The following is a 19,529-nucleotide window of genomic DNA, read 5'->3' as shown; positions in this document are numbered from 1 at the left end:
CGCAAACGCGGCCATGTCGGGAGCAATACGCGGTATTGCCACGCTGCTCAGGCAGCGGCTTCGCGCACCGCAGCGGACAAGCGATCGAGTGTCTCCTGCATCAGCGTGGCGTCATCGGCTTCGACGGTAACCCGCACCACCGGCTCGGTACCCGACGGGCGCAGGAACGCGCGACCGCGGCCGGCCACCGACTGCTGCGCGGCCGCCAGCGCGGCCTGCACACTGGCGGCCTGCACCGTGGCCTTGGCCGAGACATTGCCCAACCGCACGTTGACCGTTTTCTGCGGCACCCGCTCCAAACCCTTCAGCGCCTGGCGCAGGGTCTGGCCGCCGTTGCGCAGTGCCACCAGTACCTGCAGGGCACTGACAATACCGTCGCCGGTGGTCGCCCGGTCCAGGCACAGCAGGTGGCCCGAGGCCTCACCGCCAAGCACGCCCCCGCCTTCGACCAGCGCCTGGTGCACGTATCGATCACCAACGTTGCTGCGCACGAACGGGATCTGCAGATCGGCGAAAGCTTTCTCCACGCCGTAGTTGCTCATCAGCGTGCCGACCACCGGGCCGCGCAGGCGGCCTTCGTCCTTCCAGGCGCGGGCCAGGATGTACAGCAGGTCATCGCCGTCGACCGGGTTGCCCTGGTCGTCGGCCATCAGCACTCGGTCGCCATCACCATCGAAGGCGATGCCGAGATCGGCGCGGGTCTCGCGGACTTTGGCCGCCAGGTTGTCGATATGGGTGGAACCCACACCGGCGTTGATGTTGACGCCGTTGGGCTCGGCACCGATGCCGATCACCTCGGCGCCAAGTTCGCGGAACAGCAGCGGTGCGATCTGGTAGGTGGCACCGTGCGCGCAATCCAGCACCAGGCGCACGCCACGCAGGTCGAACGCGCGCGGCACGCTGGCCTTGCAGAACTCGATGTAGCGGCCGACCGCTTCGCGCGCGCGCGAAGCCTTGCCCAGCTTCTCCGACTCGGCGGTGGTGAACGGAACGTCCAGCGCCGCTTCCAGGGCCAGTTCGGTGGCGTCGTCGAGCTTCTCGCCCTGGGCGGAGAAGAACTTGATGCCGTTGTCGTAATGCGGGTTGTGCGAAGCGCTGATGACGATGCCGGCGTCCACGCCCAGCGTGCGGGTCAGGAACGCCACCGCCGGGGTCGGCATCGGCCCCAGCAGCTGTACGTCGGCGCCGGCAGCGACCAGGCCGGCTTCCAGCGCCGCTTCGAACATGTAGCCGGAAATGCGGGTGTCCTTGCCGATCACCACGATCGGCCGGCGCCCGTCCTGGCCGCGCTGGGCGACCAGGACACGGCCCAGGGCGTTGCCCAGGCGCAGCACGAAGTCGGCCGAGATCACGCCTTGGCCGACCCGCCCACGGATGCCGTCAGTACCGAAGTACTTGCGGCCTCCCATCAAGCCACCTCCGGCGCCGGCTGACGGCCCAGCATTGCCAGCAGATCGGACAGGCGGTCGCGCATCTCGCGACGGTCACAGATCTGGTCGATGGCACCGTGCTCCAGCAGGAACTCCGAACGCTGGAAGCCTTCCGGCAGCTTCTCGCGCACGGTCTGCTCAATCACGCGCGGACCCGCAAACCCGATCAGCGCCTGCGGCTCGGCGATATTGATGTCGCCCAGCATCGCGAACGAGGCCGACACGCCACCGGTGGTCGGGTGGGTCAGCACCGAGATGTACGGCAGGCCCGCTTCACGCAGCTTGCCCAGTGCGGCCGAGGTCTTGGCCATCTGCATCAGCGAGAACAGGCCTTCCTGCATGCGCGCGCCGCCACTCTGCGAGAAGCACACGTAGGGGGCACCGATTTCGACTGCGGTTTCGGCGGCCAGCGCGAAACGCTCACCCACCACCGAGCCCATCGAGCCGCCCATGAAGGCGAAGTCGAACGACGAGGCCACCAGTGCACGGCCCTTGAGCAGACCGCGCATGGCGATCAGCGCGTCGTACTCACCCGTGTTCTTCTGCGCGATCTTGATGCGCTCGCTGTACTTCTTCTGGTCCTTGAACTTGAGCAGGTCGGTCGGGCCCAGGCGCGCACCGATCTCGGTAGTGCTGTCGGCGTCGAACAGGGCGGCCAGGCGCGCACGCGCGCGGATCGCCATGTGGTGGCCGCACTTCGGGCAGACCTCCAGGTTCTCTTCCAGTTCCGGACGGTACAACGCGCTGCCGCAGTTGCTGCACTTTTCCCACAGGCCCTCGGGGACACTGCGCTTCTTGCTGGGGGTGTTGTCGGTGCGGATGCCGGACGGCATCAACTTGCTGAGCCAACTCATGCGGGAGGACACTTCCGTTCAGGGCGGCCCGAGGGCCGCAAAGGCGGACAGTCTAGCTCCGCTTTCCCTGCCCGTGCACCCCCTTGCCGGCCACGGAGCCGCCGGAAAAAACCATGCTGGGACGTACGTTTAGGTGCTGGGTCATGCCGGCCGCTGGCCGGCAGCTCGTACATGCAGACCCATGGGTACTGCCGGCCGCTGGCCGGCAGCCCGTACATGCAGACCCATGGGTAGTGCCGGCCGCTGGCCGGCAGCCCCCTACGTGCAGACCCATGGGTAGTGCCGGCCGCTGGCCGGCAGCACTTGCATGTGGCCGTCAAGCAGATGCCGGCCAGCGGCCGGCACTACCGTTACGCGTCCAGCGCCTGCCGCAGCGGGGCCAGGAAAGCTCCAGCGCGCTGCGCGGCCTCTCCAGCCGAGCCCGCTTCGGCCAGCACCGCCACCAATGCACTGCCGACCACCACGCCATCGGCCTGGCGCGCCATCGCCGCCGCACTGGCGGCGTCCTTGATGCCGAAGCCAGCAACCACCGGCACTGAAGCGCGCGCGCGCAGGGCCTGCAGGCGGGCACTGGCGGCATCGCTGTCCAGGCGTTCGGACGCGCCGGTGACACCGGCAAAGCTGACGTAGTAGAGGTAGCCACGGGCCAGCGCCAGCAGCTTGTCGGCCCGCGCTTCGCTGGTGGTCGGCGACGCCAGCAGGACCAGTGCCAGGCCGGCTGCATCGAAGGCCTGCTGCGCTTCAACCGCTTCTTCCGGCGGCAGGTCGACCAGCAGTACGCCGTCCACGCCCGCGTCGACGGCGGCCTTGGCGAAGGCCGCGTAGCCATGGATCTCCACCGGGTTGAGGTAGCCCATCAGCACCACCGGGGTCTGCGCGTCGCGCTCGCGGAACTGCGCCACGGCCTGCAGGACGTAGCGGCTGCCAGCCCCCCGTGCCAGCGCGCGCTCGGAGCTGCGCTGGATGGTCGGGCCATCGGCCATCGGGTCGGAGAACGGCACGCCCAGCTCGATCACATCGGCACCGGCCTCAACCAGCGCGTGCATGACCGGCACGGTGGCCTCCAGCGAGGGATCACCGGCAGTGATGAAGGGAATCAGCGCCTTGCGCTGCTGCTCGCGCAGGCGCTGGAAACAGGCATCGAGTCGGGATACAGGCATCTCAGGCACATCCTTCAATCAGTTCAATCGCATCACTGGTCCCCCAGTACATCCGGGTGACCTTCCCTTCAAACAGTTCCAGGCGGATGCCCAGGTCCGAACCCGGGTCCTGCCAGGTGAGGTACTCGCCCTGGTCACCGTCGTAGGCATGCGGGCTGGACACCGGCGGCTTCGGGAACTGGGCCATGGCCTGGGCACGGGTCATGCCGATGCGCAGGCCGAACGGCCCCGGCTGTTCAACCGGCAGTTCCGGCTCATCGCCCGGCTTCAGATCAAAACGGACCACGCGGTCGTCGTCGGTCATCATCGACACGCCCGGCGGCAGCCCCTTGCCGTCGTAGTACTCGCAGTCGCCTTCGAAGAACTCCTTCGCGCCCTGCGCCTTCCAGGGACCCAGCGCCTTCAGGTCAGTCATGTGCTGGCCAACCAGCACGTCACCGGCATGATCCAGCGCCACCGAAACCACCGCGGGCGCGTCATCGCCGCTCGTCCCTTCTTCGGAGGGGGCATCGACAATGGGCGTACGCGCCATCGGGTCAAGATCATCGTTGGCGGCCTGCTGCGCCGGCTGCGTGGTGGCCTTGGCGGCCGGCGCCAGTACCGGTGGCTCCGGCGGCTGGCACGCGGCCAGCCCAAGCGCCAGCAGCAGCACGCCGCTGTTCCGCAGCCGCGCGCTCACAGCACCAGCCCTTCGCGCGCAGCGATGGTGTGCACGTCCTTGTCGCCACGGCCGGATAGATTGCAGAGCACGATCTGGTCACGCGGTCGCTCACGCGCCAGCTTGATCGCCTGCGCCAGCGCATGGCTGGACTCCAGTGCCGGCAGGATGCCTTCGGTATGCGCCAGCAGATGGAAAGCCTGCAGCGCTTCCTCGTCGGTGATGCCGAGGTACCGTGCGCGACCGGTATCGGCCAGGAATGCGTGCTCCGGGCCGACGCCCGGATAGTCCAGGCCGGCTGATACCGAGTGGGTCTCGATGATCTGGCCGTCGTCGTCGCACAGCACATAGGTGCGGTTGCCGTGCAGCACACCGGGGCGACCGGCAGCGATCGAAGCGGCGTGACGGCCGGTGTTGATGCCATCACCGGCGGCTTCGGCACCGACGATTTCGACCTGGCGATCGTTGAGGAAGGCATGGAACAGGCCGATGGCATTGCTGCCGCCGCCCACGCAGGCGGTGATCGCATCGGGCAGGCGGCCGTACTCGGCCAGCATCTGCTCGCGCGCCTCACGGCCGACGATGGCATTGAAGTCACGGACCATGCGCGGATACGGATCCGGGCCGGCCACGGTGCCGATGATGTAGAAGGTGTCCTGCACGTTGGTCACCCAGTCGCGCATGGCTTCGTTGAGTGCGTCCTTCAGGGTGGCCGAGCCGGAAGTGACCGGCACCACCGTCGCGCCCAGCAGCTTCATGCGGTAAACATTGATCTTCTGCCGCTCGATGTCGGTGGCGCCCATGTACACCACGCATTCCAGGCCCAGCCGCGCGGCAACCGTGGCACTGGCCACGCCATGCTGGCCGGCACCGGTCTCGGCAATGATGCGCTTCTTGCCCATCCGCGCGGCCAGCAAGGCCTGGCCGATGGTGTTGTTGATCTTGTGCGCGCCGGTGTGGTTCAGGTCCTCGCGCTTGAGCAGGATCTGCGCGCCACCGACGTGATCGCTCAGGCGCTGGGCGTGATAGATCGGGCTCGGCCGGCCCACGTAGTGCGCCAAGTCGCGGTCATAGGCCAGCTGGAATGCGGGATCCTGGCGCGCCTGGTCATAGGCCTGGGCCAGTTCCTGCAGCGGGCCGACCAGGGTTTCGGCAACGAAACTGCCGCCATAGCGGCCGAAGTGGCCCTGGGCATCCGGGAAGGCGTGATAGTCGGCAATGGGGGAGGCAGACATGGATACGACCGGTGGTTCAGACAGGTGGATACTCTAGCGCACGGGTCATGACCGGAAAATGGATATTATTTGGCGCATATCGTCAGTAAATCTCACATGAGCCGTTCCCTGCTGCCTCCCCTCAATGCGCTGCGCGCGTTCGAAGCGACGGCCCGCCTTGGCGGCGTTGGGCGCGCCGCGCAGGACCTGCACGTCACCCACGGCGCGGTCAGCCGGCAGTTGAAGCTGCTGGAGGATCACCTTGGCCTGGCGTTGTTCCAGCGGGCCGGCCGTGGCCTGCGCCTGACCGCTGCGGGCACGCGGCTGCAGGCAGCATGCAGCGAGGCCTTCAGCGGCATCGAAGACTGCGTGCGCGAACTGCGGCGGCCGACAGCAGCCCCGGCGCTGGTACTGGGCTGCAGTGGCAGCGTGCTGGCGCGCTGGATGATTCCACGACTGCCAGCATTGCAGGCTGCCCTGTCCGGCGTGCGCCTGCAGTGGTCGGCACTGGATGGCAGTTTCACCGAAGCACAGGCGGCGCTGGACGCGGTGCTGCTGCTGGCGCAGGGCCCGTGGCCACGAGGCTGGCAGGTACGCGAGCTGGCGCCGGAACGGGTCGGCGTGGTGGTGGCGCCATCGCATCCGGCCGCGCAGCGCCTGCGGCATGCACCGCCGTCGGCGCTGTTGCAGGAGACGCTGCTGCACACCAGCTCACGGCCGCAGGCATGGCCGGCATGGGCACAGGCGCACGATCTGGACGTGTCGAAGCTGCAGCTGGGCACCGCCTTCGAGCACCTGTACTACCTGCTGGAAGCCGCGGTAGCCGGGCTGGGCCCGGCGATCGCACCGGAGCCGCTGGTGGCCGAAGACCTGGCCGCAGGCCGGCTGGTCGCACCGTGGGGATTTACCGCCACCGGCGGCTTCTGGGTGCTGGCGCAGCCGGATGGCCCGGCCGATGCACGGGTGGACGCCCTGGCCGACTGGGCAGCAGCACAGCTGCGATGAGACAAGGCTCCGGGTGGCGTTCGCTCCCGAAGCCGGCAACACAAGCCTCAGCGACCGCCCATCGCGACCCGCTGTTGCTCCTCATGCACCCGCTGCTGGTGCGGCGGATCTGCCAGCAGCTTGGCACTGGTCTGCTCCAGCGGCGGTGGCGCCTGAGCCAGATCGATGGCGGTGCGGAAGCCCGGCGTCGTGCCCATCACGAACGCCTTGCCATCCTGCACCGTGATGCTCTGCAGCTTGTCGGCCGCATCGATACCGTGATTACATTCCGTTGGAAAACACGTCGAGCACGTCCGCACTGACCCAGCCCTGCGCGCAGTTCCCGGCGTAACGTCCCGGCGCCGCCACATGGCAGGCCTCGCCCCCCGTGTTCGCCAGGCCAGTGATCGGCCTGTCGCCATAGGTGTCACACAACGTGTTGCCCTTGCACTTGCCGACCGTTGCTGCGGGAACCGCCACGACGTAATAGAACAGCGGATTCTGTCCGGTACGCCCGATGCCCTGCACGCAGACCAGCTGCCCCTTCGACAGCTTTGCGGTCACGCTGGCCTTGCTGCCGGTGGATGGCACCGCATTCAACGTCTCCACGCCCTTGGCGTCGGCTACGCCCGCGAAGAAGCCCTGGTCGCCACAGTCCGGCGACAGTTCGACATCGTAGAAATCACCGCTGTCCACATCGCCGGCCGTGCAGCCGCTGCCCGTATTGGCGTTGCTGCATTTCACGCCACTGGCCTGGATCAGCGCCGCCAGGCCGTCGGCAGCCGGTGCTGCCGCCGGAACCGTCGCCGGTGCTGTGGCGGCTGCGCCTGCCGGTGTGGCAGCGGCCGGTGCCGATGCAGTCGGGGCGGACGAGTCACCGCCCGCACACGCGCCCAATGCAAGCAGCAGGCCGGGCATGATCGTCAGGCGGGCCAGGCGGATACGGTGGGAAGAGAGATGGCGCATATCCATTGCGTCCTCGTTCGAAAGCCAAGGCGTATCTCAGGGGTGCGGCCAGCGACACGCACACCGCATCGCACCCAGCCAGGTCAGGCCGGGCCCATTGTGTCCGATCAGATGCTCGGGGGTGTCGACTTCCTGGCGCTGGATCCTGAATTACCCGAAAGTTGGATGCTCACCGCATTCAGTAGACGTCCGCCTTCATGGCACGGCACGCGACAGGCAAGAACACAGACCCGGCGGAATGCACCGTCGGCGATGACGTTCCGGGTGCGCCCTCAGGGGGCGCGGATCACTCCAGGACCGTGCAGTCCGCGCGGCGCACTTCCTCGACGAAGGTGCGCATCCTGTAGCCGTCCTTGATACCCGGCTCCAGTTCGATGCCGCTGGACACGTCCACGCCCCAGGGAAGCGTGGCCAGCACAGCGTCGTAGACGTTTTCCGGGTTCAGGCCACCGGCCAGCAGGAACGGCCGGTGCAGGCCGGTCGGGATACGGCCCCAGTCGAAGGCCAAGCCGGTACCGCCGCCGCCGCCGGGAGCGTGGCTGTCGAACAGGAACCCCGCCGCGCTCGGGTAACGCAGCTGCAACGTGCGCGCATTGACCTCTTCCCGGCCCCCCATGGCGATTGCCTTCAGATAGGGCATGTTGAAGCTGCGGCAGAAGCTCTCGTCTTCCTCGCCATGGAACTGCAGCAGGGTTGGCCGCACCGTGCGCAGCACCTCACGCACCTCTTCCTTGCTGTTGTTGCGGAACAGGGCCACCACATCGACCATCGGCGCGATCGCCTGGCGCATCGCGCGTGCTTCGGCAGGAGCAACCCGGCGGCTGCTCTCGCGGGCAAAGATGAAACCCACTGCGTCCACGCCCAGCTCACCGGCCAGGCGGACATCGCCGGCACGGGTCATGCCACAGAACTTGATGCGCGTGCGGTAGTAGGAGCGGCTCATAGCGTGACCTCGGCGGGCAGATGCCAGTTGTCGGGGTACAGGGGCCCAAGGAACACCAGGCCCTGCGGCGGTGCGGTGGGACCGGCTACTGTGCGATCGCGCCCGGCCAGCAGTTCGGCGATCCATTCCACCGGTTTTTCACCGCTGCCCACCAGGATCAACGATCCAACGATATTGCGGACCATGTGATGAAGGAATGCATTGCCCTGCACGGCCACTTCAATCACTTCGCCCTGGCGGCTGACCTGCAGTGATTGCAGCTCACGCCGCGCATGCAGCGCCTGGCACTGCACGGAGCGGAACGCGCTGAAGTCATTTTCGCCGATCAGGGCCTGGCCGGCGGCGTGCATCAGCGTCTCGTCCAGCGCCCGGCGCTCCCAGCTGAGGGTCTGCCGGTCCAGCGCCGGCCGCACCTCGCGGTTGAGCAGGCGGTAGCGGTAGCGGCGCGCGCGTGCCGAGAAGCGGGCGTGGAAATCGTCGGCCACCGGCACGCACCAGCGCACCGCGATCGAGCGCGGCAGGCGGGTGGTGGTGCCCAGCATCCAGGCGCGCGGATCGCGCACCACGTCGGTATCGAAATGGACGACCTGGCACTGGCCATGCACGCCGGCATCGGTGCGGCCGGCGCAGACCACCTGCAGCGGCGAATCGGCAACCGACGACAGGGCCTGCTCAAGGCTGGCCTGCACGCTGGGACCGCCCTCGCCCAGGTTCTGCCAGCCCCTGAAATCGCTGCCGTCGTATTCGACGCCAAGCGCGTAACGCATGTGCTACCTCGATATTGCGTATGGGGCGGCGCTCAGGCCGGATCGCGTTCGGACCAGACCGCCAGTTCGTTGCCACCGGGCTCGACGAACTGGAAGCGGCTGCCACCGGGGAAGGAAAATACCGGGCGCACGATCTCGCCGCCGGCGTCGCGCACGGCGGCCTCGACCGGTGCCAGTGCGTCGGCATACAGCACCAGCAGCGGTGCGCCGCTGTCGCTGGCCCGCTGCGGCTGGCCGCGGAAGAAGCCGCCCTGCAGGCGGCCATCGTCGAACGCCGTGTAGTCGCTGCCGTAATCGACGAACGACCAGCCGAACACCTTCTCGAAGAAGGCGCGGCTTGCGGCCGGGTCGCTGGAAGCGAATTCAACGTAGTCGATGCGACGCTCGCGGCTCATGGCAGGGTCCTTGTCGGCAGGTTCGGTCACGGCAGGCGGGCCAGCAGTTCGCGGGCCTGGGCCTGGCTGTGCAGGTCACCGCCTTCGGCGACTTCCAGCAACAGGGTGCGCGCAGTCTGCGCGTCGCCCAGATCGAGGTAGGCAATGGCCAGTTCCAGGCGCTCCTGGCCGGCACGCGGCGACCAGCCCGCGTCGCCGGCGGGCGCGGCCGCGCTCGGCGCGATATCGTCGGAATAAGAAGCGTCGACGCTGCCGTGGTCGATGCTGTCGATGGCCTCGGGATGTACGGTATCCGCCGGAGCCTCGTTCTCATGCGCATCAGCCGGCAGATCGAACACTCCGCGGAACTGCGGCTGCTGTTCGGCATGCAGTGCGTAGTCCGGCACCGCCACTTCGGCCGGCGCCTGCGGTACAACGCGTTCGTCCTGCAGCGGCTCGGCGACGACAACCTCGTCGCCGGTGGTTGCGGAATCGTCCCAGCGCGGCAGATCGGTCACCGCTTCGGGCAATGCCACCGCGTCCTCGTCGCGCAGTGTCTCGGCCTGCCATTCGGCCCGCACCGCGTGCTCGGCGACGGGTTCGGCGACCACCACTTCGTGTACTTCGGTTTCGGTCGCCCAGGCAGGCATCGCCGGTTCTTGGCGACCATTGTCGGCAACAGCCGACGACCACGAGGACTGCTCGGCCAGCGTATCCAGCGCCGCACCTGCCGGCACCGCAGCGGCCAGGCCGGCGGCATCGTCTTCCTCACGCAGCGGCGGCAGCGGCGACGGCTTGCGACGACGCAGCAGCCAGGCCGCGCCCGCCGCCAACAGCAGCACCGGCAGCCCCAGCCAGAACCACGGCGTTGCCGCATCACGGGAACCCGGCGCCTGTGCCAGGCGCTGCTGCGCGGCAGCCAGGTCGTTGTCCTTCATCGCGATCAACGACTGCTGCTGCTCCTTCAACTTCTCCAGATCAGCCACGCGCTGCTTCAGTTCACCGATCTCGGCATCGCGGGTGGCGATGTCCTCACGCGCCTGTCGCAGTTGTTCGTTGCCCAGCATGTCACCCTCGCTGCCGGCAGCGGTGCCGGTGGTTGTGCCCGCGTGCGCGGCGTCGGACGCCAGCGCCGGAGCGATCTCAAGTCGTGCCCCGTTGGCGGCAGCCGGGGAAGAAGCGTTCGCGGTTGCCGCCTTGGCGGCCGGCGCGACCGCACCCGCCGGTTGCGGCACGGTGCGCGCCTGCCGCCATTGCGCGGCGTGCTCGCGTACCAGCGCGGTGGCCTCGGCGGCATCGACAGCGGCAAGCGCATCGCTGCCCGGCACGCGCAGCACCGCGCCCTGCTTGAGCAGATTGACGTTGCCACGGATGAAGGCTTCGGGATTGGCGCGCAGCAGGGCGATCATCGCGCGGTCGCGGCTGACCTGGTTGCCACGCGCCACCGCGCTGGCGATCTGCGACAGGGTCTGACCGCGCTGTACGGTGACGCTGCCATCGGCCGCCGGTGCAGCGACCGGCGCGGAGGCCGCACGCGGGCGTGCCGGTGCAGGCGCCACCGCAGGTGGCGGCGTAGTGGGCGCCTCTGCCGCTGGCACCGTTGCCGAAGCCGGTGCAGGTTCGCGCACGATGGTATTGGAGAGCGTGCCTGCCGGCGCGACGATCTCCGGCTCGGCCACGGCCAGCGCGCTGGACGGCGCGTCGACCAGCGCGGAGTACTCGCGCACCAGGCGGCCCTGGCCCCAGTCAGCTTCGATCAGGAAGCTCAGCGATGGCGTCTCCACCGGGGCCTGCGAGGTGACGCGCACCACCGCCCTGCCCTGCGCATTGCGGGTCAGCTCGAACTGCAGCTCGCTGACCAGCCCGGTCGGCCGTTGCAGGCCGACGCGTTCGAAGGTGACCGGCGAGGCCAGCGCCACGCGCAGGTTTTCCAGTTCGGACGGGTCCGCCGACACCACCGGGATTTCGGCCAGCAATGGCTGCCCCGGCTTGGACAGGACACGGATGTCTCCCAGGCCCAATGCGAGTGCCGAACTGCTGGCCAGGGCCAGCAGCGCAGTGGAAAGATAGAGGAGCGGGCGCTTTGCGCCCCTGGCCCGTTTATTCATGGGCGACACTATAAAGCGTGCGGACCGGGGTCCGCACCCACCGGAAAGACCCTTTAGGCAGTGCCGGCCGCTGGCCGGCATGCACTCCGGCACAAGGATCACGGCAATGCCGGCCAGCGGCCGGCACTACCGGTGAGGCAACCGCTGTGATCAGCGCTTCTCGGCGGCGACCAGCTCGGCCAGCTGCACGGCATTCAACGCCGCGCCCTTGCGCACGTTGTCCGACACGATCCACAGGTTCAGGCCGCGCGGGTGCGAGAGGTCCTCGCGGATGCGGCCGACGTACACCGCGTCCGTGCCCGAGGCGTGGGTGACCGGGGTTGGGTAACCACCGGCTTCGTGACGATCCACCACTTCGATGCCCGGCGACTGCTCCAGCAGCGCGCGCGCTTCGGCGACGGTGACCTTGTCGCGGGTCTCGATCGCCACCGACTCGGAGTGGCCGTAGAACACCGGCACGCGCACCGCAGTCGGGTTCACCAGGATGCTGTCGTCGCCGAGGATCTTGCGGGTTTCCCAGATCAGCTTCATTTCTTCCTTGGTGAAGCCATTGTCCTGGAAGTCGTCGATGTGCGGGATCAGGTTGAAGGCGATCTGCACCGGGAAGCGCTGCGGATCGATTTCCTGGAAGCTCAGGAGCTGGCCGGTCTGCTTGCCCAGTTCCTCGGTAGCCGAACGGCCGCCGCCGGACACCGACTGGTAGGTGGAGACGTTGATACGCTCGATGCCGTACTTGCGGTGCAGTGGCGCCAGCGCCACCAGCATCTGCATGGTTGAGCAGTTCGGGTTGGCGATGATGCCGCGCGGACGGTTGGCCACCTGTTCCGGATTGACCTCGGACACCACCAGCGGCACGTCATCGTCGTAACGGAAGGCCGAAGAGTTGTCGATCACCACCGCACCGGCAGCGGCGAACTTCGGTGCGTATTCCTTGGACACGCTGCCACCGGCCGAGAACAGCGCGATCTCGACGCCGCTCGGATCGAAGGTGGCCAGGTCCTGGACCGTGACCTTCTGGCCGTTGAATTCGATCTCGCCGCCGGCCGAACGCTCGGAAGCCAGGACGCTCAGGGTACCGACCGGGAAACCACGCTCGGCCAGGATCGACAACATGGTCTCGCCGACCGCACCGGTGGCACCGACGACGGCGACGTGGAAACTGCGCTGTGCATTGCTCATGGGGGAACTCTCACGAAAACGGGAATGGGGAAGAAACACGCACGACAGCTGGGTTCGGGGAACCTCCTCAAGCGGGGCGCGCGGAGGTTCCCTATCGTTTCCCGGTTTTTTTGCCCAGCGTCACGCGCGCGGCCATCGCCGCATCAGCGTTGATCGCGCTCGGCATGCGCGACGGGCCGCCGTCCAGGCCGAGCCCGGCAACCAGATTATCCACGGCCAGCTGTACCATCGCCGTGCGCGTGGCCAGCGAGGCGCTGCCGATGTGCGGTGTGAGCACGACATTGCGCAGCGCCAGCAGTTCGGGGCGCACCGCCGGCTCACCCTCGTAGACATCCAGGCCGGCAGCGGCCAGACGGCCTCGGGCAAGCGCGTCGGCCAACGCCAGTTCGTCGACGATGCCGCCGCGGGCGATGTTCACCAGGGTGGCTGAGGGCCTCATCTTCGCCAGCGCAGCCGCATCGATGATGTGATGCGAGGCCGGCGTGTAGGGCAGCACGGTGATCAGGTGGTCGGACTGCGCCAGCAGCGTGTCCAGGTCCACGTAGGTCGCGCCGAGCGCAGCCTCGGTCTCGGCCGGAAGGCGCGAACGGTTGTGGTACAGCACCTTCATGCCGAAACCATGCGCGCCGCGGCGGGCGATGCCCTGGCCGATGCGGCCCATGCCGAGGATGCCCAGCGTGCTGCCATGGATGTCTGCGCCGAGCATGGTCTGGAACGACCATTGCTGCCACTTGCCTTCGCGCAGCCAGCGCTCGGATTCGGTGATCCGGCGCGCGGTCGCCATCAACAGGGCGAAACCGAGATCGGCGGTGGTTTCGGTCAGGACGTCCGGCGTGTTGCTGGCGAGGATGCCGGCTGCGCTGAGCGCATCGACATCCAGGTTGTTGTAGCCGACGCCGACATTGGCGATCACCTGCAGCTGCGCGGCGTCGGCCACCTGGGCCGCACCGATGCGCTCGTTGAGGGTGATGATCGCGCCGTCGACGCCGGCCAGCTGTTCGGCGATCTGGTCGGGCGACCAGGCGGTGACCGCATCGGTGCTGCGCAGCTGCACGCGATCGCGCAGCGGCGCGATGGCCGCGTCGATCAGCGGCTGGCTCACCCACACGGTCGGCCGCGTGTCAGCCATCGATCTGCCCGGGAATGCGCGGGGTGATCGTGCCGACATCGCCGCACTGCGCGCGATGGCGCAGCGCCTGGTCCATCAGCACCATCGCCACCATCGCCTCGGCGATCGGGGTGGCGCGGATGCCGACGCAGGGATCGTGGCGACCGGTGGTGACCACCTCGACCACGTTGCCGGCGGTATCCAGCGACGGGCCCGGCAGGCGCAGGCTGGACGTCGGCTTCAGGGCGATCGAGGCGACCACCGGCTGGCCGGTGGAGATGCCACCGAGGATGCCGCCGGCGTGATTGCTGGCGAAGCCCTGCGGGGTCAGCAGGTCACGGTGTTCGGTGCCCTTCTGTGCGGCGCTGGCGAAACCGTCACCGATCTCAACGCCCTTCACCGCGTTGATGCTCATCAGCGCGGCGGCCAGTTCGCCATCGAGCTTGCCGTAGATCGGCTCGCCCCAGCCCGGCGGCACGCTGTCGGCGACCACGTCCACGCGCGCACCGACCGAATCACCGGACTTGCGCAGCGCATCCATGTACGCCTCCAGCTCGGGCACCTGCGCGGCATGCGGCCAGAAGAACGGATTGTCTTCCACCGCCGACCAGTCGAAACCAGCCGGAGTGATGTCGCCCAGCTGCGACAGGTAACCGCGCACGGCGACGCCGAAGCGTTCGGCCAGCCACTTCTTGGCGACCACGCCGGCGGCCACGCGCATGGTGGTCTCGCGCGCCGAGGAACGACCGCCACCGCGCGGGTCACGGATGCCGTACTTGTGCCAGTAGCTGTAGTCGGCATGACCTGGCCGGAACTGCTGGCCGATGTTCGCGTAATCCTTGCTGCGCTGGTCGGTGTTGCGGATCAGCAGCGCGATCGGGGTGCCGGTGGTCAGGCCCTCGTACACGCCGGACAGGATCTCGACCTCATCGGCCTCGCGGCGGGCCGAGGTGTGCCGGCTCTTGCCGGTCGCGCGACGCTGCAGGTCATGGCCGAATTCGGCCGCGTCCAGCGCCAGCCCCGGAGGGCAGCCATCGATCACGCAGCCGATGGCCGGCCCGTGCGACTCACCGAACGTGGTGACGGTGAACAGCTTGCCGAACGAATTGGAGCTCACGGGCGCTGCGCCGCCAGTTCGGTGATGCGCGCGCTGTGGGCGATCAGCTCGCGGCACTCGACCGCGAAGATGCCCATCTGGCCGACCTTGAACTCGATCCAGGCGAAGTCGACTTCCGGCAGCAGCTTGATCAGGTGCTGCTCGGATTCGCCCACTTCGCAGATCAGCAGGCCGTCCTCGCTCAGGTGCAGCGGGGCGTCGCGCAGGATCTTCAGCACCAGGTCCAGGCCGTCGTCGCCGGCACGCAGGCCCATCTCCGGCTCGTAGGAGTATTCCTGCGGCAGGGCATCGGTTTCGTCGTTGGTGACGTACGGCGGATTGGTGACGATCAGGTCGTAGTGGCGGCCGGTCAGGCCGTTGAACAGGTCCGACTTGAGCAGGGTGACGTTGTGCGCCTGCAGGCGCTCCTTGTTTTCTTCGGCAAGCGACAATGCATCGTCGCTCAGGTCGGCGCCGTCCACTTCCCAGTTCGGGTAGTAGTGACCCATGGCAATGGCGATGCAGCCCGAGCCGGTGCACAGGTCCAGCGCACGGCTGACATCGCGGCCGGCCAGCCACGGCTCGAAGCCGCATTCGATCAGTTCGGCGATCGGCGAGCGCGGCACCAGGGCGCGCTTGTCGCTCTTGAAGCTCAGGCCGGCGAACCAGGCCTCACCGGTCAGGTAGGCGGCCGGGATGCGTTCGTCGATGCGACGCTGGAACAGCTCCAGCACGCGCAGCTTCTCGGCCTGCAGCAGGCGCGCCTGGCCATAGGCCGGGCCGAGGTCGTGCGGCAGGTGCAGGCTGTGCAGCACCAGCTGGGTGGCCTCGTCCAGCGCATTGTCGTAGCTGTGCCCGAAGGTCAGTCCGGCTTCGTTGAAACGGCTGGTGCCGTAGCGGATCAGATCGATGATCGTGTGGAGTTCGGCGGCCGTTTCAGCGGTCATGGCGGTACTGCGGGCAAAGTGGCCCCCGATTATAGGGGCTGGCGCCCGTGGCGGCATCCGTTGCGGCGGAAACGATTCGGGCCACAGCCGGTATGATGGGGCCCACTTCGCGCGGGAGCCCCCATGTTCAATCGCAACGCCGGCATCATCCTGCTGATCGCCCTGGCGGCGGGTCTCGGCCTGCTGGCCGCCCAGCAGCTGTTCGCGCCGAAGCCGCCGGCCAATGCCCCGGCCACCGAAGCGATCACGCTGTACCCGCAGCCGCGCGAACTGCCCGACTTCAACCTGGCCCAGTCCGACGGCACCCGCCTGATCCCGGGCGAACTGAAGGGCCACTGGACCCTGGTATTCCTGGGCTTCACCTTCTGCCCGGACGTCTGCCCGACCACCCTGGCCGAGCTGGCCGGCGCGCAGAACCAGTGGGAAGCCCTGCCCGACAGCCTGCGCCCACGCGTGCTGTTCATCTCGGTCGACCCCGACCGCGACAGCGCCACCCGCCTCGGCGAGTACGTGCACGGTTTCCACAAGGACACCCTGGCCGCCACCGCTGACGTTCCCTCGCTGGAGCGCTTCGCCACCTCGTTGGGCTTCGTGTTCCAGAAGGTGCCGGGCAAGCATTTCGACGAGAACCCCGAGGATTACACCGTCGAGCATTCGGCCAGCCTGGCCGTGCTCGACCCGCAGGGCCGCCTTGCCGGCCTGGTACGCCCCCCGTTCAACGCGCCGGCCATTGCCCGCGACCTGCAGAAGCTGACCGAGAAAACCGCCCCATGAGCCTCACCACCGCCCTGACGTACGCCCTGCCACACCGCCTGCTGTCCTCGATGGCGCGTTCGCTGGCGTACTCGGACGATCCGCGCGTATCGCGCTGGCTGATCGACACGGTCACCCGCAAGTTCAACGTCAACCTGGACGAAGCGGCCAACCCGGACCCGCGCAGCTATGCGACCTTCAACCAGTTCTTCACCCGTGCGCTGAAGCCGGGTGCGCGCGTGGCTGACGCCGATCCGCGCAGCCTGGTGATGCCGGCCGACGGCCGCATCAGCCAGCTGGGGAAGATCGAGGCCGGCCGCATCTTCCAGGCCAAGGGCCAGTCATTCACCGCTGCCGAACTGCTGGGCAGTGACGAGGACGCCAAGCCATACAACGATGGCCTCTACGCCACGGTGTACCTGTCGCCGCGCGATTACCACCGCGTGCACATGCCGTGGACCGGAACCCTGCGTGAGACCGTGCACGTGCCGGGGCGCCTGTTCAGCGTTGGTCCGGCGGCAGTGAACGGCGTACCGCGCCTGTTCGCCCGCAACGAGCGCCTGGTCTGCCACTTCGACACCAGCTTCGGGCCGATGGTCAGCGTGATGGTCGGTGCGCTGCTGGTGTCCGGGGTGGAAACCGTGTGGAGCGGCGAAGAGATTCCGCACTATGGCGACCGCATCACCCGCAAGGACTACCGCGGCCAGGGCATCAGGCTGGAGCGCTTTGCCGAGATGGCGCGCTTCAACTACGGCTCCACCGTGATCGTACTGCTGCCGCCGGGCGTGGCTGACTTCGCCCCGCAATTGGGCGCTGAAAGCCCGGTGCAGCTGGGCCAGGCGCTGGCCAGGCTGCGCTGAGGCTTCGGTAGTGCCGGGCGCTGGCCGGCATCTCCGCTGATCCAACGCGTCGAGCATTGCCGGCCAGCGGCCGGCACTACCGGTACGCGCGTTACTGCAGGGACGGGGCCGGACCGACGTCCATGCCGTCGTAGTCTTCCACGCCCTTCTCCGCGGCCAGCGCTGCGAATTCCTGGTTGCGGCGGTCAAGCGAGGCTTCGTCGTGGATCTCCACGCGCTCCACATGCAGCACGTGGAACGGCGCGTCGCCCTCTTCCGGATCCTGCTCGAACAATTCCACGAAGGTGTAACCCTGCGCCTGCAGGTGCTGCGCCAGTGCCTGCAACGGCTCGGCAGTGGAGTGCACGAAGAAGTACCCCCACAGCAACGGGCCGGTGATGTCCCAGTCGGTGTTTTCGCGGAGGTTGGCGAACAGGTTGCGGGTGTCTTCGAGGTCCATGCGGATTCCAGGGTCGGGGGGATTACTTGTCGCAGCCCTGCAGCTTCAGCGTCTGGCCGTGGCGCAGGCTGTAGGCCGGGGCCTTCAGGCCATTGGCACGGGCCAGGGTGGGCACGTCGCACTGGAACTTGGCCGCGATGGCGCCCAGGGTTTCACCGCGGCCCACCTTGTGGCTGCGCACCGGCTTCGGGCGCGCCGCCGGGCGCGGCGTGGCCACCGGAGCGACCGGCGTGGTCGGCACGCTGGTGGACGCGGCCGCATCGGCCACCGGCACCACGCCGCCCACGGCCACGCTTCCGGTGTAGCTGGTCGCGGCCGGGCGCTTGATTGCTGCGTTCAGATCGGCGGTGATCAGCGTGCGGGCCAGGTCGGCACGCGGGCCACTGACGCAGTTGCGCTGGTACAGGCCGGCGATGCGGGTGGTGGCATTGATCAGCGTGCCGGCCGGGATCCAGCCATCGGCCTCATAGCGCGGGTTGAGGTTGCGCAGCGCGCGCATGTAGCCATCGCGGGTGCCGTGGCTGCCCAGGCAGATGGTCAGTTCGTAGATGGTGGTCGACTTGGCCAGGCGCAGCGTGGCCGGCTGCGCGCTGATCTTCGGGAACTCCACGCCGTACTGCTGCGGGTGCAGGAAGATCCAGGCCGCGGCGATCACCATCGGCACGTAGTCCTTGGTCTCGCCGGGGAACTGGTTGTAGACGCTGTCGGTCCAGAAGCTCTGCCCGGCGCTCTGCTTGAACACGCGCGCGGCGCGGCCTTCGCCACCATTGTAGGCGGCCACCGACATTTCCACGTTGTTGTTCAGTTCGCGCAGGCGTTCGTTGAGGTAGCTGGCGCTGGCCTCGGCCGCACTGCGTGCATCGAAGCGGGTGTCAAAGCCGGTGCCATCCGGGCCGAGGCCGAAGCGGCGGCCGGTGGCCGGCATGAACTGCATCAACCCGGCGGCGCCAGCGCGCGATGAAGCATGCACGCGGCCATTGGACTCCTTGGCCATGATGCCGAACAGCAGCGCTTCAGGCAGGCCACGCTTCTCCCACTCCGGCCACATCACCGCACGCAGGTTCTGGTAGTTCTCGTAGCTGGTCAGCAACGCCGGGCGCATGTCGGTCAGCCAGCGGCGGATGCCGGCCTGCACCGCCGGGTTGTATTCGACCATGCTGTCGAAGGCGTGCCGCTTGTCGTTCAGCAGCGCGGCAGCGCGCGCGGCCTCCGGTACGTCGGCGGTAAGCGGGCCGATGTGGTCGGGGTCGGCTTCCAGGCGATCACCGCCCTCGTCCGCCACGTCATCGCTGGCGGCCGCGTCGGCGTCGTGCTTGAGCAGGCGCTTGTAGCTGGCCAGCAGCGTGCCCATCTGGCAGCCCTTCTGCTTCACGCAGTCGTTGAGGACATCTTCCATGTCCTCCAGCGCGGCGTCGGCTTCGTTGCTGCCCTTGGGGTCGGCATTGGCGACCAGCAGCAGCGCATCGCTGTAACGCTTCTCGGCGACGGTCATGCGCTGCTGCAGCGCATCCACCCTCACCTTGTCCCGGGCCGAAACCCGCTGCGCATGGGCGTCGGGCGCCAGGGAAACCAGGCCGGCCAGGGCCAGCAGCGGCCAACCGCGGGAAATCAGGACAGGAACGGGCATTGATGGCACTGTGTGCGAAACAGGCAGGCAGAGTAGCGGCGCCGCCAAGGTCCGGGCAAGCC

The 19,529-nt window shown here is 68.1% G+C and carries 19 protein-coding genes and 1 pseudogene; 3 read left to right on the top strand and 17 right to left on the bottom strand.

Annotated features, from left to right (window positions below; translation table 11 throughout):
* Positions 1–47: 47 nt before the first annotated feature.
* The 5 genes from glmM to trpB form a co-directional block, all read right to left on the bottom strand.
* Entirely contained in the window at positions 48–1,409 is a 1,362-nt protein-coding gene (gene glmM / locus AC5P6X_RS08760; RefSeq protein WP_049397008.1) for a phosphoglucosamine mutase, read from the bottom strand.
* Entirely contained in the window at positions 1,409–2,284 is an 876-nt protein-coding gene (accD, locus tag AC5P6X_RS08755) for an acetyl-CoA carboxylase, carboxyltransferase subunit beta (RefSeq protein WP_005410473.1), read from the bottom strand. The genes glmM and accD overlap by 1 nt, the downstream gene beginning before the upstream one ends.
* A 350-nt stretch (positions 2,285–2,634) precedes the next feature.
* Entirely contained in the window at positions 2,635–3,444 is an 810-nt protein-coding gene (gene trpA / locus AC5P6X_RS08750; protein ID WP_329756989.1) for a tryptophan synthase subunit alpha, read from the bottom strand.
* A 1-nt stretch (position 3,445) separates the two neighbouring features.
* Positions 3,446–4,123, bottom strand: coding sequence for a hypothetical protein (locus tag AC5P6X_RS08745; protein ID WP_049451993.1), 678 nt, complete (start codon positions 4,121–4,123; stop codon positions 3,446–3,448).
* Positions 4,120–5,337 carry a tryptophan synthase subunit beta gene (trpB, locus tag AC5P6X_RS08740; protein ID WP_005410476.1) on the bottom strand — a complete coding sequence of 406 codons (1,218 nt, stop codon included), beginning with the start codon at positions 5,335–5,337 and terminating at the stop codon, positions 4,120–4,122. Before trpB ends, AC5P6X_RS08745 begins: the two co-directional genes overlap by 4 nt.
* A gap of 96 nt (positions 5,338–5,433) precedes the next feature.
* Here trpB and AC5P6X_RS08735 point away from each other — a divergent pair, with 96 nt between their 5' ends.
* Positions 5,434–6,321 (top strand): LysR family transcriptional regulator, encoded by an 888-nt coding sequence (locus AC5P6X_RS08735; RefSeq protein WP_049451992.1) that lies wholly within the window; start codon positions 5,434–5,436, stop codon positions 6,319–6,321.
* A 47-nt stretch (positions 6,322–6,368) separates the two neighbouring features.
* Here the strand turns inward: AC5P6X_RS08735 and AC5P6X_RS08730 are convergent.
* The 10 genes and pseudogenes from AC5P6X_RS08730 to prmB form a co-directional block, all read right to left on the bottom strand.
* A pseudogene (locus AC5P6X_RS08730) lies at positions 6,369–6,581 on the bottom strand (peptidoglycan-binding protein); the annotation flags it as partial.
* Position 6,582: 1 nt separating this feature from the next.
* Positions 6,583–7,272: a hypothetical protein gene (locus AC5P6X_RS08725; RefSeq protein WP_080353165.1), complete on the bottom strand. Its 690-nt coding sequence runs from the start codon at positions 7,270–7,272 to the stop codon at positions 6,583–6,585.
* Positions 7,273–7,552: 280 nt separating this feature from the next.
* On the bottom strand, positions 7,553–8,209 hold the full coding sequence (locus tag AC5P6X_RS08720) for a phosphoribosylanthranilate isomerase (RefSeq protein WP_049451991.1): 657 nt from the start codon (positions 8,207–8,209) through the stop codon (positions 7,553–7,555).
* On the bottom strand, positions 8,206–8,976 hold the full coding sequence (gene truA, locus AC5P6X_RS08715; protein WP_005410481.1) for a tRNA pseudouridine(38-40) synthase TruA: 771 nt from the start codon (positions 8,974–8,976) through the stop codon (positions 8,206–8,208). The genes AC5P6X_RS08720 and truA overlap by 4 nt, the downstream gene beginning before the upstream one ends.
* 32 nt (positions 8,977–9,008) lie before the next feature.
* The gene (locus AC5P6X_RS08710) at positions 9,009–9,371 is read right to left on the bottom strand and encodes a VOC family protein (RefSeq protein ID WP_005410482.1); all 363 of its coding nucleotides are present in this window, start codon (positions 9,369–9,371) and stop codon (positions 9,009–9,011) included.
* Between the two features lie 26 nt (positions 9,372–9,397).
* Positions 9,398–11,458, bottom strand: coding sequence for a FimV/HubP family polar landmark protein (locus tag AC5P6X_RS08705; RefSeq protein WP_495215411.1), 2,061 nt, complete (start codon positions 11,456–11,458; stop codon positions 9,398–9,400).
* A gap of 150 nt (positions 11,459–11,608) precedes the next feature.
* Positions 11,609–12,637 (bottom strand): aspartate-semialdehyde dehydrogenase, encoded by a 1,029-nt coding sequence (locus tag AC5P6X_RS08700; protein ID WP_012480893.1) that lies wholly within the window; start codon positions 12,635–12,637, stop codon positions 11,609–11,611.
* A gap of 91 nt (positions 12,638–12,728) precedes the next feature.
* Entirely contained in the window at positions 12,729–13,766 is a 1,038-nt protein-coding gene (locus AC5P6X_RS08695) for a 2-hydroxyacid dehydrogenase (RefSeq protein ID WP_049451989.1), read from the bottom strand.
* Positions 13,759–14,862 (bottom strand): chorismate synthase, encoded by a 1,104-nt coding sequence (gene aroC, locus AC5P6X_RS08690; protein WP_049451988.1) that lies wholly within the window; start codon positions 14,860–14,862, stop codon positions 13,759–13,761. The genes AC5P6X_RS08695 and aroC overlap by 8 nt, the downstream gene beginning before the upstream one ends.
* Positions 14,859–15,788, bottom strand: coding sequence for a 50S ribosomal protein L3 N(5)-glutamine methyltransferase (prmB, locus tag AC5P6X_RS08685; RefSeq protein WP_049451987.1), 930 nt, complete (start codon positions 15,786–15,788; stop codon positions 14,859–14,861). The genes aroC and prmB overlap by 4 nt, the downstream gene beginning before the upstream one ends.
* Before the next feature lie 123 nt (positions 15,789–15,911).
* On the opposite strand from prmB, the gene AC5P6X_RS08680 reads away from it, so the two are divergent.
* The gene (locus AC5P6X_RS08680; protein WP_005410488.1) at positions 15,912–16,562 is read left to right on the top strand and encodes an SCO family protein; all 651 of its coding nucleotides are present in this window, start codon (positions 15,912–15,914) and stop codon (positions 16,560–16,562) included.
* Positions 16,559–17,401, top strand: coding sequence for an archaetidylserine decarboxylase (gene asd, locus AC5P6X_RS08675; protein WP_049451986.1), 843 nt, complete (start codon positions 16,559–16,561; stop codon positions 17,399–17,401). The genes AC5P6X_RS08680 and asd overlap by 4 nt, the downstream gene beginning before the upstream one ends.
* Positions 17,402–17,492: 91 nt before the next feature.
* Here asd and AC5P6X_RS08670 read toward each other — a convergent pair whose 3' ends face one another.
* Both AC5P6X_RS08670 and AC5P6X_RS08665 read right to left on the bottom strand, forming a co-directional pair.
* Positions 17,493–17,840, bottom strand: a complete 348-nt coding sequence (locus AC5P6X_RS08670) for a ribonuclease E inhibitor RraB (RefSeq protein WP_005410490.1) — start codon at positions 17,838–17,840, stop codon at positions 17,493–17,495.
* 22 nt (positions 17,841–17,862) lie between these two features.
* Entirely contained in the window at positions 17,863–19,467 is a 1,605-nt protein-coding gene (locus AC5P6X_RS08665) for a transglycosylase SLT domain-containing protein (RefSeq protein ID WP_049451985.1), read from the bottom strand.
* Positions 19,468–19,529 lie beyond the last annotated feature (62 nt).

The organism is Stenotrophomonas sp. YJH_SMC_40, from assembly GCF_059368615.1.
Note: the sequence above shows the minus strand (reverse complement) of the source record. Positions and strands in the feature narration are given on the sequence as shown.